Origin of the sequence: Sorangium sp. So ce124 (assembly GCF_051525235.1) — a bacterium.
Classification (GTDB): domain Bacteria; phylum Myxococcota_A; class Polyangia; order Polyangiales; family Polyangiaceae; genus Sorangium; species Sorangium atrum.
This window is the reverse complement of the sequence record NZ_CP150312.1, coordinates 1,436,650-1,453,032: the sequence shown is the minus strand read 5'-3', so window position 1 is coordinate 1,453,032 and position 16,383 is coordinate 1,436,650. Positions and strand designations below refer to the sequence as shown.

Genomic DNA, 16,383 nt, shown 5'->3' with positions numbered 1-16,383 from the left:
GATCGCGAGGAGCCTGGCAGACGCGCCGGGCGATCGCCGAGCCGTGGAGCCATCTGCGCCAGCCGCCGGAGCCGGACGGGCAAGCGCCCTCGAACGCCGGGGCCTTTCTGCCTGGGACGCCGGAACCACCCCGGATCGCCCGGCGTGTGGCGGCGCCCGCTGAGCCGTTGTAAACGCGGGGCGTGACCCAGGTGCGCTCGATCTTCGCCCCAGGACTCTTCGGACACCAGGTAGCGATCGTCACCGGCGGGGGCAGCGGCATCGGCCTCGCTTGCGCGCGTGAGCTCGCTTACCTCGGCGCGAAGGTCGCCCTCTGCGGCCGCCGGGCCGACAAGCTCGAGGCCGCGGCGAAGGCGCTCGCGGGCGACGGCGTCTCCGGCGACGACGTGCTCGCCGCGCCGTGCGATATCCGCGAGCCGGAGCAGATCGCCGCCTTCGTGGGCCAGGTCCTCGGGAAATTCGGCCGCGTCGACGTCCTCGTGAACAATGCCGGCGGCCAGTTCCCGAGTCCGGCCATGGACATGACGCCGAAGGGCTGGGAGGCGGTCGTGCGCAACAACCTGAACGGCACCTTCTACATGACGCGCGAGGTCGCGAGGCGCGCGATGCTCCCGGCGCGCCGCGGCCGGATCGTGAACGTCACCGCGTCGGTGAGCCGCGGCTTCCCGGGCATGGCGCACACGGGCGCCGCGCGCGCCGGCGTGGAGAACCTGACCCGCTCGCTCGCCGTCGAGTGGGCGGCGCTCGGCATCCGCGTCAACGCGGTCGCGCCCGGCAGCAACATCCGGTCGAGCGGCACGTCGCAGTACGGCGACGAGCTGCTCGAGCTCGCGCGGCGCGCCACCCCGCTCAAGCGCCTCGCCACCCCCGAGGAGGTCTCGCGGCTCATCGTCTTCCTCGCCAGCGACCAGAACGACTTCATCACGGGCGCGGTCTACGGCATCGACGGCGGGCAGCCGCTCTGGGGCGACATCTGGTCCGTCCCCGAGCCGGACGGCGCGCCGAGCGCCCCACCGGACGCGAAGGGCTGAGAGGGCGCGGCGTGACCTATCCGCCCCCGTCCCCTTCCGCCGAGCACGACGTGCCGGAGCTCATGCCCGACGCGCTCGACGACGACACGACGACGCCGTACGGGCCGCCGTCCTCCGGGATGCCGCCGTCCGCAGGGCCGCCGCCGTCCTCCGGGATGCCGCCGTCCGCAGGGCCGCCCGCCGAGCCGTCGTTCCTCGGGGACGCCGCGCGGCGCGTGCGCGACTACTTCCTCGCGCTCGACCCGACCTTCCTGTCCGCGATCGCGCCGCTCGCGCTGATCGCCGTCATCCTCTTCACGCGCGCCCCGTCGACGAACTACATCTTCGACGAGCAGGAGGCGCTCCTCGCCAACCCGTACGTGAACGCGAAGGGCGGGATCGGCTTCCTCGACGCGATCCATCGCGATTTCTGGGGACTGCCGCCCGACCGGAGCGTCGGCTCCTACCGCCCGCTGCCGAACTTCCTCTGGCGCACGATCTGGGCGGTCACGAAGCAGCCGTTCTTCCACCACTTCTACAACGTCCTCTTCCACGCCGTGAACGGCGCGCTGCTCACGTGCGTCACGTTCTGGCTCACGCGGCGGCGCGGGCTCGCCTACCTCACCGGGCTCCTCTTCGTCGGCTGCGCGGTGCTCACCGAGGCGGTGAGCGGCATCGTGGGCATCGCCGACGTGCTCGGGGGCATGGGGGCGATCGCCGCCCTCGCCGCCCTCGCGCTGCCCGCGTGGGCGATGCCGTTCGGCGTGTTCGCGGCCGTGCTCTTCGGCCTCTTCTCCAAGGAGAGCGCGCTCGTCTGCGTGCCGCTCGTCCCGTTCGCCGCGCTGATCGCCGCGCCGCTCACCCACCCCACGCGGCCGGCGCGGCTCGTCCGGGCGCTGCTCGCGCTGCTCGCCGCGGGCGCGGCGTTCGTGCTCTACGTCGAGCTCCGGCGGCGCTGGTTCCCCGCGCCCATGCCGGCCGAGCTCGCCGCGCCGCTCCCCGAGGGCGCGCCGCTCGTGAAGCGCGCGCTCCACGAGGCGCTCGTCTGGTTCCACCAGGCGCCCCTGCCGCGCGATCCGCTCAACAACCCGCTCGGCGCCGCGGACATGCCGCACCGGATCGCCGGCGCGCTGCGCGTCTACTGGCGCGGCCTCACCCAGATCGCGTTCCCGTGGACGCTGAGCGGCGACTACTCGTACCCGCAGGAGCCAGTGCCGGACAGGCTCGTCTTCTTCGGCAGCGTCGCCGGCGCCGCGATGATGGTGCTGCCCCCGCTCGGCTCGCTCGCGCTCTGGATCGCGGCCCTCCGCCGCGAGCACCTGGAGCGGCGCGAGCGGCGCTCGGTGCGCGCCGCCTTCCTCGTCGACGGCGGCCAGGCGACGTCGCGGAGGTGGCCGCTGCTCCTCGCGGGGGCGCTCCTCGCGATCGCGGCGGCGGCGCTCGCCGCGTACGACTGGCACGTGCTCCGCCCGGCGGGGCGCGTGCCCCTGCTCCGGGCGCTGCCGCTCGTGCTCTGGCCGCTGCCGTTCCTGCCCGCGTTCCTCCTCGGGCTCGGGCTGCTTGTCGAGGGCGCGCGCCCCCTGCCCTGCCCGGCGACGGCGGACCGGAGCGCCTGGGTGCCGCTGCGCCGCGGCTACGCGGGGCTGTGCATCGCGGCGATCGGGCTGACCTGGGTCGTGGTCAGCTACTTCCCCCACTCGAACATCCCGGTCGTCCTGCCGACGGTGCGCGCCGAGCGCTTCTGGTACTTCCCGGCCATCGGCTCGTCGCTCGTCCTCGCCGTCGCCTTCTCGTGGCTCCACGAGGCGCTCGCGGGCTCGACCCTCACGCCGCGCGCGCGCTGGTCGTGGAGGGCGTGGGTGACGCCGGCGCTGTTCGTGCTCTTCTTCGGCTTCCAGTGCGCGCAGGCTTACCGGCACGCGATGGACTACCGCAACGACCTCGATTTCTGGGCGGCGACGAAGGAGGCGGTCCCGAACAGCGCCAAGGCGCACCTCAACTACTCGGTGATGAAGGGCGCCCGCGGCGACCTCGAGACCCGCCTCGCCGAGAGCAAGATCGCGATGGATCTCGCCCCGACGTGGCCGATGGCGCACGTGTACACGGGCGACACGCTGTGCCGGATGCACCGCCCCGACGAGGCCTTCCCGCATTACCAGCGCGGCATGGAGCTCGGCCCGAACGAGCTGAGCCTGATCGCGCTCGCGCTGCAGTGCCTGCACGACGAGCAGCGGCTCACGGCGCACGACGCGGAGCTCCGGCGGCTCGCGGAGGAGCACCCCGGGACGTGGCTCGCGTACCTCGCGATCGACACGCTCGACAACGGGGCGACGCACGGAGGAGTGGACCCGAAGTACCGGCCGCGCGGCTACAACGAGGGGCCGAAGGAGTGACCGCGGCCTGGCACGTCTACATCCTGCGCTGCGGCGACGGGTCGTTCTACACGGGGATCGCCCGCGACGTGAAGGCGCGCGTGGCGCAGCACGCGGCGGGGCGCGGGGCGCGGTACACGCGCGGACGGGGGCCGCTCGCGGTGGTCCACGTCGAGGCGGCGGCCGACAGGGGGGAGGCGCAGCGGCGGGAGGCGGCGATCCGGAGGCTGGGGCGCGCGGGGAAGGAAGCGCTCGCCGCGGGGGCGGCGGGGGTGAGCCGGGGCGGCGCGGGAGCGAAGGAGGAGACGCCCTCGTAGCTCGTCGCCCAGGTGCGTCTCTGGTCATGAGAGGTCGTCGAGAGCTGCCCGGCCCTCTTAGCCCCTGTTCGCCGCGAGGTGCGGGAGCCCGGCCGCTGGCGCCCTACGTCAAACGGGTCGACGACCTCGCGAGATCCCGTCGAAGAGCCCCCGCCAGGAAGCCCGAAGCCGTCCCGGCGCCCCCATTCGGGGCGGGCGGGACGCCGTGAACCCATCCGGGTGACGTGGGTCGTCCACGCGGGAGATGGGTAGCACCCGTCTCCCGGTGGACGTGCCTCCAAGAAAAGACGAGCAGCACTCGTCTCCGCGGTGGACGCGCCTCCAAAAAAAGACGAGTTGCACTCGTCTCCCGGTGGACGTGCTTCCCCCCAAAGACGAGTAGCACCCGTCTCCGCCGTGGACGTGCCTCCAATAAAGATGGCTCGTACCCATCTCCGCGCTGGAGAGGCCGCCGCCGGACGCCGCGATGCCCTGGCCACCCCACCTCGCCGGGCGCCGCGGTGCACGATGAGGCTCGCCCTGCTCCCATCTGGGACACCTCCGCGCTGTACTCGACCGGCGAGACGCCGCCGTGCCCGGCTGATCACGGCCGAGCCCGCGGCCCGTCGCCGCTGCGAAAACTTCATTCCCGTCCGACTCGCGATCGGTCGGCACGCGGCCCCAGACATCCGTCCCGCAACCGAGGACATCCGCACCGTGCGCAGAGACGAAAGCACCGCGGGCAGAGACGCCGGCCCTGCGCGACCTCCTCGGCGAGGCGCGGCTCTCCACTGTAAGGAGCGCTGTGGGGGCACGGTTGATCCCCGCCGCGGGAAGCATGGTCCTCGCACCCATGATCGACATGGCGCCGCCCTATCAGCTTTCGGTCGACGGGCTCGCGGGTGACCTGTTCCAGATGCGGTCGTTCTCGGAGAACGAGACGATCTCCAAGGCGTACGATCTCGAGGTCGTGGTCACCGCCGAGGCCGGCGACGCCGTCGAGCGGACGCCCTGGGCCGGCGCGCGCTCTTCACCGCTCCACGTCGGGCCCCAGCCGCGCCTTTTCCACGGTGTCGTCACCGCTGTACGCGTCGCCGGGGGGGACCGGGGCGACCACCAGATCGAGTACGCCCTCCGCCTCCCCCGCCTCTGGCTGCTCAAGCGCCGCTGGCGCACCCGCATCTTCCAGACGATGCGCGAGTCCGATGTGGTGACCCGAGGTCCTGGGCGAGGCCGGGATGGCCGCGCGCTGGACGTCCAGAGAGCCCGCCCGGCCGCTCCACATGCTGTGCCGAATCAAGCAGTTGCGCTAAATGCTGGCCGATGTCGATCGAGCAGAACGGCGCCGAGCCTCCCGCGATCACGGGCAGCACCCGACGGATCGTGCGCGTGGCCGTCGCGCAGCTCGCGTACCATCCGGCAATCCACGGCTCACTGGCGGATCCACTCGGCAAGTCGGATCCGGAGGGGAAGCTGCCACTCTCGACCCTGCCGCCCGGCCTCGTGCCGCCGCCGGACGCGCTAGGGAAGGCCTACAGTGAGCTCTCGAAGCGCGTCGAAGCTGCGTACCTCGGCCAGCTCGTCCAGAAGCTCCGCGCCGTCGTCGAAGCGTGCCGTGCCTGGCGCGTGCGGCTCCTGGTGCTCCCCGAGTACAGCGTACCCGTGGGAGCGCTCTCGGCCATCGCCGCCGCGGCCGGCGACATGGTCGTGGTCGCGGGCTCGTGCTTCGTCGACGCGGCGGTTCGCAAGAGTCCTGTCTACGAAGCGCTGGGCGCGCCGCGCAAGCCACAGCTTCGCTGGAACGTCGCGCACGTCCTCCATCAGGGGCGCATTGTGAAGCTCGTCCCGAAGCTGCATGCGGTGGGCAAGGAGCAGCGGCTCATGATGGTAGGGGCGACGGAGTGGACTCCTGTCGAGATGCCGGACGATTTCGGAGGCCCGCTCGGTATCTTGATCTGTCTCGACTTCCTCGATCGCACGTCGGACCTACACGGCGAGCACGTTCGCCCGAAGCTCGATCTGTGCCGCGCCCTCGCCGTCCCAGCGCTCACGCCCGAGGGCTCGCGCGTGTTCTTCGAGGGGCACCACATCGAGGAGAGCGGCCCCGAGCGGCGACCGGTGCTGTTCGCCAACCACGCTCCCGGCGGCGGGTCCACCATCGTGGCCGGCGAGCGGACCATGCAAGAGGCGCGCGAGTTTCCGCTGCACGCAGGCGTGCTCGACAAGGACGAAGAGGGGGTTCTGGTGACCGACCTCGACTTGGCGGTGATCGGGATCGGCAAAGGAGGTCGGTACGGCGAGTCGCTGCCATGCGTGCCCTTCGCCGCGGCGTCCCTCGTATATACTGGCATCACCCCGGAGCTCGCGAGCTGGCTCTCGGAGTTGCGCGAGGTGCTGCCGGAGACGCCGAGCGACGACGAGGCCGACGTGCTCGACCGTGCGATCGAATGGCTGAGCAATCATCCCCCTCCGCGCGCGAGCGCTGCTCCAACACAGAAGCGACGATGGGATCGGATGCTCGGAGGCCTCGCGCACGAGAACAGCCTCGAGGCCCTGCGGCGTCTCACCCGAGAGATAGTGCTTCCGCCGGAGGTGCTCCCGCTTCCCGCCGTGCAAGACGCGCTCGCGAGCGGCGCGGCGAGGGAGATCCAACGATGGATCCTGGGAGGCTACGCAGGCGCCGAGCCCTTCGCGACTGTCGCCGCGCAGCTCACCGAGCACGCTCGCAAGGCGGAGGCTCGACGCGCCGCCTGGGCCGACGCCGCGCGGAGCGCGTGGGCGGGCATCGCCGACGCGACGCGCGGCCTCGCAGGGCAAACGCCGCACGCGATCGTCACGCCGCTGGATCGCGCGACCGACACGGTCGAAAGCCAGGTGGTGAAGGCGGCCCTGGACGAGGGTAACGCCCTTGCTGAAAAAGGACGGCTCGAAGAGGCACGCACGGCGTTCGAGCGCGCCCTCGTCGAGGCCGAGCGACAGGGGGAGGCCAATGAGGTCCACGGGGACAAGTGGCGCGGGTGGGTTGCTCGCGCGGCGATCGGCGCCGCGATGTGCTCGGCGAACTTGCAAGACACGGATCGGGCGCGCGCACTCCTTGACCGTATGCCCACGGACGCTCTCGACGCACGCAGGCGCGTGCGCGTAGCCAACCTCTGGGCGGGGCTCGGAGAGGTGGAGCAGGCGCGCGCGCTCCTCCCCGCCGCGGAGACGCTCTCCGGGGAAGGTGCGCGCGAGGCGCGCGACGTCTTGCTCCGCATCGAGCTCGCTGAGGGACGCATCCCGTCCGACGAAGACCTCGTGTCCTCGCCGGACGTCGCCCTGCTCGCGGCGGTCGCGCTTCTTACGAAAAAACACGATTCGGAACGCGCGGCTCAGCTCGCGCTCGGAGCGCTCGATGCGCCGAACGCAGGGCCGTTGATCCATGCAGAAGCACTGCGCGTCTTGATCGCGTCGCTCGTGGAAACGACGCTCGAGCGACCTCCGTCGGTCGCGCGCATTCCGCGGGAGGTGCGGCCCAAGGTCGTAGAGGCCATTGAATCCCGGCTGCCGGAGGTCATGTCGTCACCGCTGCCCGCAGCGACGCTCGATCCATTGCGCACCGTATGGCAGACGCTCCTCCAGATCGCGGACGACACGGACGCGCTCTCAGCGCTGGCGGAGATGGCCACAACGGGTCAGGTTGAAACGGAACAACAGGCGGCGCTTCGCGCGGCGATGCAGACCGCGGAGCGCCTGGCGCGCGAGGGGCACGTCGAAGCCGCGCTCCAGGTGTTTCCGTCGGATGATCACCCGTGGATCAGTCGGCTCTACCGCGTCGATGTCCTCCGGATCGCCGGCCAGCAGGATCGCGCACTGGCCGAAGTCCTGCGCCTCTCGAATGAGCTGCCCGGGCGCGCGCGGATCGAGCTGAAGACGACCCTCGTCCTCTCGGAGGCGGGCCGGCAGAGCGAAGCCTTGGAGCATGCCCAGGAGGCCTACAAGGCCCTGCCTACCCGTGGCCTGCGCGTGCTGGTCGCGGAGCGCCTCCTCGCGCTCCAGCGCGGTGATAAAGCGTGGGACCTCCTCGAGGGAGACGAGCCGTCCGCCGGGCCACGCATCCTCCGAGCGCTCGCCGTCGCGGCCGACCAGGCGCACCCCGAGCGTGCGCTCGATCGCTGGCAGAAGTACGCAGCGGCGAACCCGCACGACGTGTCGGCCAAGATTCACATCGCTCAGATTCTCTTCGCCCAGAACCAGTCCGAACGAGCGGCCGAGGCAGCGTGGACGACGTTCGAGGCCCACGCGGATGTGCTGACGGTGGCCGATCTTCATCGGCTCGCCGTGCTCCAGGGCGCTCCGCTGTTGGACGCCGAGCAGCGGCGCCGGGTTCAGCTCATCGCCGCCACGCTGCGGCGGAGGTTCCCGGGAGATCCGAACGCGGAGCGGGTCCGGCTCGCACTGCTCACGAGGATCGGAGCGCTGGAAGGAGGCGGCGAGCGCATCGACTTCGCGCTGCTTCAGGGCACGGGCTTCGTGCAAGCGATGACGACCACCGAGATGATCGGCTGGATGCGCGCGCAGAGCCAGTTTACGACCCTGGTACAGCGGCTCGGCAAGCAGGGGAACTTGCCCATGGCCCTGCTCTGCGGTGCCGTCGCGCCACCCGTCGCCGTGCCGGTGGTGATCGCTCGTCTCATTCATGGCAACTCGGGCGAGGTCCCGTTCTCACCTCCGGTGGGCCTCAACGATGTACCGTCGGGGTTCCGGCTGGAAGCATCACAGCAGCTCGTCTCCGAGGTGGAGCTGTACCTCCTCGGCGCGCTCGGGTTGCTTGCAGCAGTGCGAGAGAGGATCGCGGGAGGGAGCGTCCACCTCTTCCGCAGCGCGTGGATGCGCGTCGTCGAAGATCGCGGGGCGCTGAACGCCCAGGCGGACGAGCAGCGCCGCGAGGGGCTGAACGAAACGGTGGCCGCGCTGGCCCCGTTGCCGCGCCTCGTCGCCGGGCCGGAGCAGAAGGGGATGTCCGACGAGCAGATCGCGTTGCAACGCGGTCTGATGATCCTCGCTTCGGCAGGTGATGGAGAGCTGCGTGATGCGAGCGGCCGCACCGAAATACCCGAGGAGCGACGAATCTCTCCACACGTGGTCATCCAGTGGCTCGCGGAGGACGGGCATATCTCGGCAGGCGTCACGTCGGCTCTCGGCCCATTCTTCGAGCGGGACAAGGAAACTCCGCGCCCCGACCCGATCCCGGCGCAAGTGCTGGTGAGCGCATTTTTCCTGGAGAGATTGCACGAGCACGGTGCGCTGAGGCCCTTCCTCGATCTGTTCCCGGGGGCGCACATCGGCGAGAACGAGTGGAGGAGCCTGCTCGGGCGACAAGCCGAGGCGGTCGCGGATCGGAAGGCGGCAGAGCTGGCGGCGGACGTCCATGCGTGGATCGTCGACGGCATGCGCGATGGTGTCGTGCACATCCTTCCGGATCCGAACCCGCAAGGCCTGCCCGCGCTGCTGGATCCGGAAAACGTCGACGCTCGGCGGCTCATCGAGGAGCCGCTTCGGTGGGCCGCCGGCTACGCGGACACGCTCGCCGCCCATCCTTCGTGGTGGCGGCTGACGGCGGACTTCTTCGGCTCGACTGCGCCGCTCTCCGCGGAGGCGGCGCCGTTCCTCGCGTTCCACGATCGAGCGAGCGAAGGCGCGGCGCTGATCAAGCGCCTGCGCGCCGGCGCCGAGCGGCACGTCTCGCTGCCGATCCTGCTTCGCGCACTGCTCGGCTCCCCGGTCGAGAAGACACAACGCCATCAGGCGCTCTGGAAGCTGGCGGAGCTCGGTTTCCCTGATGCGCTCGGAGAGGACGACATCCTGGCGCTCTTCCTCGAATACAAGGGGCTCGACGGTGCCGCCCCGGCGCGCATCCTGGATCGGCTGGAGTGGATGGCTCGGGAGCCGGGCCACTTGGGTGGCGACACAGCACGCCTGCGCCTTGCCGCCGCGTATGCAGCGGCCGTGTTCCGTGCGTTCTGCGGCACGCCTTCAAGAGACCTGGATGACCGCCCGACGAGCGCCGAAATGCCCGAGGTCTCTCCACTCCCCGTCGCGGACGCGACGGCGCTGAGCCGGACGCTACTCGGTCGCGCGGAAGCCCTCTCCCAGCGACAGAGAATCGATTTCCTGGATACGGTGATTCGCTTCTTGGCGGCCTCCACGGCGTCGAATCCGCGGCTCGCCTGGGAGCGCAACGCAGCCAGCGACGACTGGGAGCGAAAGGTCGATGGCCCGCTGACTACGCTATGGGAGTTCGTTCAGTCCTGGGCGGGGCCCGATGGACAACGACGCGCCGCGTACGAGCGTGGGGTTCGCGAGGTCTGGCTCCTCGTCGACAGCGAGAGTGACGAGGCGCGGCGCCCGCTCATCGCCGCGGCGCTCGACCACGCGGTCGAGGTAAGGCACCCGCCCGGCGGACTTCACTTCACGAGCGTGGCGATCGAGGCCGAAGCCATCCTCTCCGCGCTCTGGACGTGGCGACCCACCAGCGTCCGCGGAATCGATCTTTCGGGCCCAGGCATCCCGAAACGAACGATAGCGGAGGAAGACGTGCTCGCGTTCGGCGCACGACCGGAGACGCAGCTCGATTCGGATCCAAGCGGGCGTTTCGTGGGGTTCGGGTTTCCGGTGGAGCGTACGTCGGCGAGCCTCGACGTGATCGCCCCCTCCGAGGCAATCCTCCTGCGGCAAGCGCCCGATGACGACAAAACGCGGGAGCTCGCGACTGTGCTGATGCAGGCGCAGGGGCCTCACGATGGTCGCGCGTATCGCTTGCTCGCCGGCCTCGCGCGCCATCCCTCGCGGAGGTCGATCCGCCGCGCGGTCGCCCGTAGGGCCGCGTCGGCGCTCTGGCGAGCGGTGCGCGACGATCCCACGTACCTGGTGCGCTGGCCGCGCTCCCGAGGTATTGGTTCGAGCGGCGCCAAGCCGACGCTCCACGAGCTTCGCTCCATCCTGTCCGAGCCGAAGGAACTCGGCCCGGAAGACGAGCAGCTCGGCCGTCTCGTGTTCGATCGTGCTTACGACGAACATGGCTTGTGGTACGCGCGAAAAGATGATGATTCGTTGTTGAAGATGGCTTTCGATGTGCCGGGGGATCTCATGTTCGGGGCCGTCAGGCACATGCTCGCGGACAATTACGAGGGGCGCGTCGCCAGCGCGCTCGATATCGTCGAGAATTGCGAGGATCACCCCATCGCGCGGGTGGGCCAGTCTATCTTGCTGCTCCGCGCGGGCGCGGCTCGAAAGCCACTGCTGAAGCTGCCCTCCGGTGAGAGCATCGATCTGAGGGAGAAGCTGCCGGACGTGCTTCGGAAGGTCCTCGCTCGAACGATAGCCGCGCCTGCCCCAGGTACGCTCGCCGCTGCCGAAGCTTCACTCCTGCGCCTTTGCACGCAGGTGCTGTTCGATATCGCGCGCAGCCAGGTTCTCTCCATACGCGACGGGCTCTGGCTCACGTACCGACTCTTCCAATGGCTGTGCGCTCAGCTCGACGCGCTTCCCTCGGACGCCCGCAACGCCGCGCTGCTGAGCCTTACGGCGCTCGCACCGCCGAATGCGACCCCCATGGACCGCCTCGACCCGCGCGGATTCGGCCGCGAGAAGTTCGATCATCGGCTCGCCACGGCGCTCTATGCGCTGGCAGCCATGCAGCTCCCCGATCTCCTCGTCGACACCGCGATTCCGTCGCCCGGCGCCATCCCGTATCGCCTCGCATGGCAGCCCGCCATGATCGATAGCCTTGTCGGTCTCGCAAGTCGGCTCGATGAGAGCCCGGGGCTTCGGTCCGTGCTGCCTTGGTACGCGCCCGACAACATCAGCGATCTGGCGCTCGTCGCGCTACTCCGCATCGATCCCAATGCCTTCGCTCGCGTACCTGGACCCGCTCGGCTTGCGCGCATTCGACGCCTGCCGGAAAACCCCGAAACGATGGATGCGGGGGAGCAGGCGTTGTTCCTACCCGTTGTGATGCAGGCCGGCGTTCACGCCGGCTCTCTCTCGGAGGAAGAACGTCAAGAGCTGCTCTCGCGGATCCGCGCCCTACCGGCGGGAGGGGATATTGCGAGCAGGTGGCGCATGCAGGTGTTGCCGGCCCTCTATCCGACCCGTGGTACGGACGTCACCGAGGCGGAGGCGACGCACGCCGTGCAGGAGCGGCTCGGCGATCCGCTGGCGCCCATGGCGCTGACCTTCCTGCTGCTCGGCACTGCAGCGCGCGACCCCAACCGAACCGGCGCCGTTCTGGATGGCGTGCTCGAGGAAGCGGCGCGCCGGAATGTTGATGCCATGCCACTGGTAGCCGGCGTTGGACGGGTGGCGCTCTTCGTCAACGCGCCCGTAAGAACCACGCTCGTGGAGCAGATCCGGGCGCTCTCCACCAAGCCCGCGTTCAAGGACGATGAGCGCATGCGCGAGCTGATAGCGGCGCTGGAGTCCAGATGATCGAAGCGATCAGGTCCGGATTTGCGCCAGCAGATCCCGGATGGTTCCTGCGTGCTTCACGGCGAGGTCAGCCTGACCCTTCCAATAACGTTGTCGCGCTTCGGGTGTAGATGGTGGCGCGGAGGGCGGGCGATCGATCTCGTAGTCGGCGTCCTTGCGCGCCTTCATCAGTGCGAAACCCTTTACGCTGATGGCAATTTCTTGGCGGGGTCTCGGTTTTCCTCGGGTGGCTTCAAGCGCCTTCCACACGGACGTATGGGACTCCAGTTTGCCCACGGAAGCTAAATTTTTGCTTTCGACATACTCGCGCGCGAGGTGATACGCGGAGTAATATGCTCGACTCACCGCGGTTCGCAGAGCGGCCTCCGAGGGCCCCGGTGGTGCTGCGGGCGGCGGTGCCTGTTCCCCGCCCTCGCCCTCCGGCGGGGCTGGCGGCGCCACCGGTCCCATCGCCAGCTGCTGCGCGAGATCGAGATACGCTTCCCATCGAAAGCTCATAGAAGCTCCAGACCGATGTGGACACTCCCCTGTCCCCGCTCGACGTTGTCGATCCACCACTCTTCCTGAAATCGATCGAGCGCTCGTCCCGCATCCGATGCATTGAGCTCCGCCACGATCACGAGATAGAGCAGGTGGTCCACCGTGACCTCACCTACATCGACCATCGCGTCGAGGACGAATCGCGCACCTGCGCCGAAGAACTCGGGGATCTTACGGCAGGTTTCGGCGATCAAGGTGCGCGCCGGCCCTGGAATCCGCAAGAGCAGCTCGCGGGCACCTGGGCGGTAGACGAGCTGGGGAGGAAGCCGCATGGGCGGCTCGCCGCCTCCCGTCAACAGCGCTTGCGGCAACGGCTTGGCGCGAGGCGGGGAATCGTCGTCTCTCGGAACGTAGGCCACGGCACTCACGCAACGACCTCGGAGGTGAAGAGGGTGGCCAGCCGTCGAACATCGTCGTCGACACGCAACGCGCCGTCCACGAAGATCCTCCCCAGCGTCGGAGTCAGCAGAGGGACTTGATGAAGGCGTCGCTCGTCGATCAGGAGCCCCAGCGTTTCACCCACGATCTCAGCCGGCTGCGGAAGCGGAGCAACGCTCTTGTTCACCAGGACGTGGGCGGCCCCGAACGTGCGCGCTTGTAGGATGACGTTCTCGTAGACGGGCAGCAGATCGTTGTCGTCCGGCGTCGTGACGACGTAGACCCGCGCGTCCCAAACGACGTCGCCGCTCGTCCAGTCGGGGTACCCTTCGAGCCGCTCTCGTTGCTGGATCGCGCTGGCGAGTCGCAGCATCTCCGCACCGAAGCCGAAGAGCCCGGGAGGCAGATCCACGACGACGTCCGAGACCTCGGGCCACTGCACCGACAGACGATGGAGGACAACCGTCATAGCGCCCATCCAATCGTACGGTTCGAGGGTGAACCATCGCAGGCTCTCCACGACGTCCTCACGAAGGGCGGAAGAGGGCAAGTACCAGACGTCGTCATCGGCTTCGTGGTGCCACAGCAAGCCGTCGATTCGTGGATCCTTCAGCTCCTCCGCCTTTCCCAGAAGGAATGGCCGAAGCGCGTCGTTCAGAAACGGCGGAGGTAGCCCGCGCTTGTCCCTGGAATCGCGCCGGAGCCGCCGGAGGCGCTTGACATCTTCGCGCGACAGGAACCTGCCGGTGGGCGCCGCCTCGATGTCAACCGTCCCATCCGAGAGCAGCGTTGCGTCGGGTGCGAGCAGGCGCAGGCCGTCCGCGAGCGAAGTGCCGGTCATGTCCGCATCGACGACGACCGGGAGGCGGTCGCGCCCCTCAGCGAGCAGCTTGGCGCACGTGACCGCGAGCGTGGACTTGCCAACGCCCCCTTTGGCCGACGCAAAAACGTGTAGAGTGATCTCCCTCGGCATAGCGCTCGTCCGGGCGGGCATGGGACGTCTCTTCGCCGGGTCACTACCGCTTCTAAGCATGCGCTGCAAGTCGCTTCGCCCTTCGACAGCGGGAGGAAAGCCTCCGCGCAAAGCCATTCCGACCTGTCAAGAATTCCCGCCAACGACCGGCAGTTCACGTAACGTACAAAAGTGCGGGGCCTGCCGGCGAGCGTGCGCGTTGCGCTCGATGACGGGTGGAAGAGCTGTATCGAGGCGCCGCTCCGTATCCGGTCCTACGGGGAGCTACGCGCGCACCTGACCAGCGAGGCGTGAGGGAGTCGCCGCCGCGAGCGCGCCTCGGGGACGCCGGCGCCGAGGCGGCCACCGCCCACGTCGTCGATCTCGGAGCGAACGACGCCGCGGAGCGGCACGCCTGCCTTGCCCACACGCTCGGTCGCCTGGCTTAGCAATGCTTTCGTTTCCCTTCAACCCTCGATCGGGTACCTCCTCCTCCGATCCCGGCTGCCCGGGGCCTCGCGCCGTGGATGCCGTGGTGATCGGGGCGGGCCCGAACGGGCTCGCCGCGGCCGTCGCGCTAGCCGGCGCCGGGCTCGCGGTGCGCATGTTCGAGGCGCGCGACACGATCGGCAGGGGCGCGCGCACGGCCGAGCTCACGGGCCCCGACTTCCGTCACGACGTCTGCTCCGCCATCCACGCCACCGCGGTGTTCTCGCCGTTCTTCCAGATGCTGCCGCTCGCGGAGCACGGCGTCGCGTGGATCCACGCCGAGGCGGCGCTCGCCCACCCGCTGCCCCACGGCAGGGCCGCCCTGCTCTATCCGGATCTCGGCCGCATAGCGGAAACGCTGGACGAGGAGGACTCGGCGTCCTGGCGCGACCTGTTCGCGCCGCTCCTCGCGCAGGGCGACGCGCTGCTCGCCGAGCTGCTCGGCCCGCGGCGCCTCCGGCCGCGCCACCCGCTCCTGCTCGCGCAATTCGGCATCTCCGGCGTCCGGTCGGCGGCGGGGCTCGCGCGCGACACCTTCCGCGGCGACGCCGCGCGCGGGCTGCTCGGTGGCTGCGCGGCGCACTCGTTCCTGCCGCTCGAGGCGCTGTTTTCGGCGTCCTTCGGCCTCGCGCTCGCGCTCGCCGCGCACGCGGCGGGCTGGCCGATCGTGCGCACCGGCTCGCGGGCGCTCATCGTCGCGCTGGCGGCCATCCTGCGCGCGCGCGCGGCGGCGAGATCGAGACCGGCCGCGTGGTCTCCTCGCACGGATGGCCCCGGGCACGCCGGCCGGGCGCTCCGCATAACCGGCAGGCGTGATTGCGAGCGCGCTTTCCGGCAGGCGCCGTACTACAATCGCCGACGTGAAACCGTGCCCCTTCTGCGCGGAGCAGATCCAGGACGCCGCGATCAAGTGCCGCTTCTGCAGCAGCATGCTCGATGAGCGAGCGCCCGTGGCCGCCACGGCCCTCGCTGCGCCGCTCGCCCCCGCTCCCGGCGCGCTCACCCCCGCCGCCCCGGCCGGCGGCGCGCTCGCCCCCGCGCCGGGCGCGGCGCGCGTCCTCTTCGAGGGGACTCCGAGCTGGAAGGCGTGGTTCTGGTCCTACCTGGCGGCGGGCGTGCTCTCGCTCGTGCTGGTGGGCCTCATCTGGCTCGGCATCCTGCACTGGAAGCGCAAGAGCCTCCGCTACAAGATCACCGATCGCACGATCGACTACGAGGCCGGCCTGCTCACGCGCCGGATCGAGACCCTGCAGCTCTGGCGGGTCCTCGACATCGACCTCCGCCAGACGTTCATGCAGCGGCTGCTCGACGTCGCGGAGATCCGCGTGTTCACGAAGGACGCGAGCGACCCGGAGCTCGTCATCCGGGGGCTGCCGGCGTCGCGCGAGCTGTTCGAGGCGCTCAAGAACGCGGCGGAGCTCGCGCGCCAGCAGCGCGTGCTCGGCGTCGTGCAGTGAGCCCGCCCCACGAAGCCTAGATCGGAGCCCGACCATGCCCCCGAGGCGATCCCCTCTCGACGAGCTCCCGGACGTGCGCGACGGCCTGACCCGCGCCGAGCGCATCATCCTCTGGAAGCTCTCCGAGCTCGAGAAGGAGTTCAACGGCCGCAACGTGCCCACGGCCACGCTCTACGGCCGCGTCGTCGAGCACATCGACCTCTCGGTCCCCGAGTTCCAGCGGCTCATGCAGCGCCTCGTCGGCGTGCGCTGAGGGCGCCACGCACGGCGCGTCACGCCCCTCGGCGAGCTCGCAGCGCGCACCCCGTCCTGTGACGGACGACCGCGGAGAACTCGCCGGGCGCTGCCGCCGGGCGACCCCGAGCGCCGCGCGGCGGACCTGGCGGTCGCTCACGCCGGGCCGCCGGCCGTGAGCCGGCT

General features: G+C 70.1%; 12 protein-coding genes. 8 read left to right on the top strand and 4 right to left on the bottom strand.

Annotated features, from left to right (window positions below; all coding sequences use genetic code 11):
- Positions 1-182 precede the first annotated feature (182 nt).
- The 4 genes from WMF19_RS05325 (at position 183) to WMF19_RS05310 (ending at position 5,203) form a co-directional block, all read left to right on the top strand.
- Complete coding sequence (locus tag WMF19_RS05325; protein ID WP_437898073.1) at positions 183-1,031, top strand: SDR family oxidoreductase; 849 nt, start codon at positions 183-185, stop codon at positions 1,029-1,031.
- 11 nt (positions 1,032-1,042) lie between these two features.
- Entirely contained in the window at positions 1,043-3,403 is a 2,361-nt protein-coding gene (locus WMF19_RS05320) for a tetratricopeptide repeat protein (protein WP_437898072.1), read from the top strand.
- Positions 3,400-3,699: a GIY-YIG nuclease family protein gene (locus tag WMF19_RS05315; RefSeq protein ID WP_437898071.1), complete on the top strand. Its 300-nt coding sequence runs from the start codon at positions 3,400-3,402 to the stop codon at positions 3,697-3,699. The genes WMF19_RS05320 and WMF19_RS05315 overlap by 4 nt, the downstream gene beginning before the upstream one ends.
- 817 nt (positions 3,700-4,516) lie before the next feature.
- On the top strand, positions 4,517-5,203 hold the full coding sequence (locus WMF19_RS05310) for a contractile injection system protein, VgrG/Pvc8 family (RefSeq protein ID WP_437898070.1): 687 nt from the start codon (positions 4,517-4,519) through the stop codon (positions 5,201-5,203).
- On the opposite strand, the gene WMF19_RS05305 is transcribed toward WMF19_RS05310, so the two are convergent.
- Entirely contained in the window at positions 5,200-5,499 is a 300-nt protein-coding gene (locus WMF19_RS05305) for a hypothetical protein (RefSeq protein ID WP_437898069.1), read from the bottom strand. The two genes, WMF19_RS05310 and WMF19_RS05305, sit on opposite strands and share 4 nt — an antisense overlap.
- A 339-nt stretch (positions 5,500-5,838) precedes the next feature.
- Between WMF19_RS05305 and WMF19_RS05300 the strand changes: the two genes are divergently transcribed.
- The gene (locus WMF19_RS05300) at positions 5,839-12,147 is read left to right on the top strand and encodes a hypothetical protein (RefSeq protein WP_437898068.1); all 6,309 of its coding nucleotides are present in this window, start codon (positions 5,839-5,841) and stop codon (positions 12,145-12,147) included.
- 9 nt (positions 12,148-12,156) lie between these two features.
- Here WMF19_RS05300 and WMF19_RS05295 read toward each other — a convergent pair whose 3' ends face one another.
- From WMF19_RS05295 to WMF19_RS05285, 3 genes are all read right to left on the bottom strand, one after another.
- Positions 12,157-12,645, bottom strand: coding sequence for a hypothetical protein (locus WMF19_RS05295; RefSeq protein WP_437898067.1), 489 nt, complete (start codon positions 12,643-12,645; stop codon positions 12,157-12,159).
- Entirely contained in the window at positions 12,642-12,959 is a 318-nt protein-coding gene (locus WMF19_RS05290) for a hypothetical protein (RefSeq protein WP_437898066.1), read from the bottom strand. Before WMF19_RS05290 ends, WMF19_RS05295 begins: the two co-directional genes overlap by 4 nt.
- Before the next feature lie 92 nt (positions 12,960-13,051).
- Positions 13,052-14,059 carry a P-loop NTPase gene (locus tag WMF19_RS05285; RefSeq protein ID WP_437898065.1) on the bottom strand — a complete coding sequence of 336 codons (1,008 nt, stop codon included), beginning with the start codon at positions 14,057-14,059 and terminating at the stop codon, positions 13,052-13,054.
- Positions 14,060-14,552: 493 nt separating this feature from the next.
- Here WMF19_RS05285 and WMF19_RS05280 point away from each other — a divergent pair, with 493 nt between their 5' ends.
- The 3 genes from WMF19_RS05280 to WMF19_RS05270 are packed head-to-tail and all read left to right on the top strand — an operon-like array spanning position 14,553 to position 16,216.
- Entirely contained in the window at positions 14,553-15,446 is an 894-nt protein-coding gene (locus tag WMF19_RS05280; protein WP_437898064.1) for an NAD(P)-binding protein, read from the top strand.
- Positions 15,367-15,963: a PH domain-containing protein gene (locus WMF19_RS05275; protein WP_437898063.1), complete on the top strand. Its 597-nt coding sequence runs from the start codon at positions 15,367-15,369 to the stop codon at positions 15,961-15,963. Before WMF19_RS05280 ends, WMF19_RS05275 begins: the two co-directional genes overlap by 80 nt.
- Positions 15,964-15,997: 34 nt before the next feature.
- Entirely contained in the window at positions 15,998-16,216 is a 219-nt protein-coding gene (locus tag WMF19_RS05270) for a hypothetical protein (protein WP_012233609.1), read from the top strand.
- Positions 16,217-16,383 lie beyond the last annotated feature (167 nt).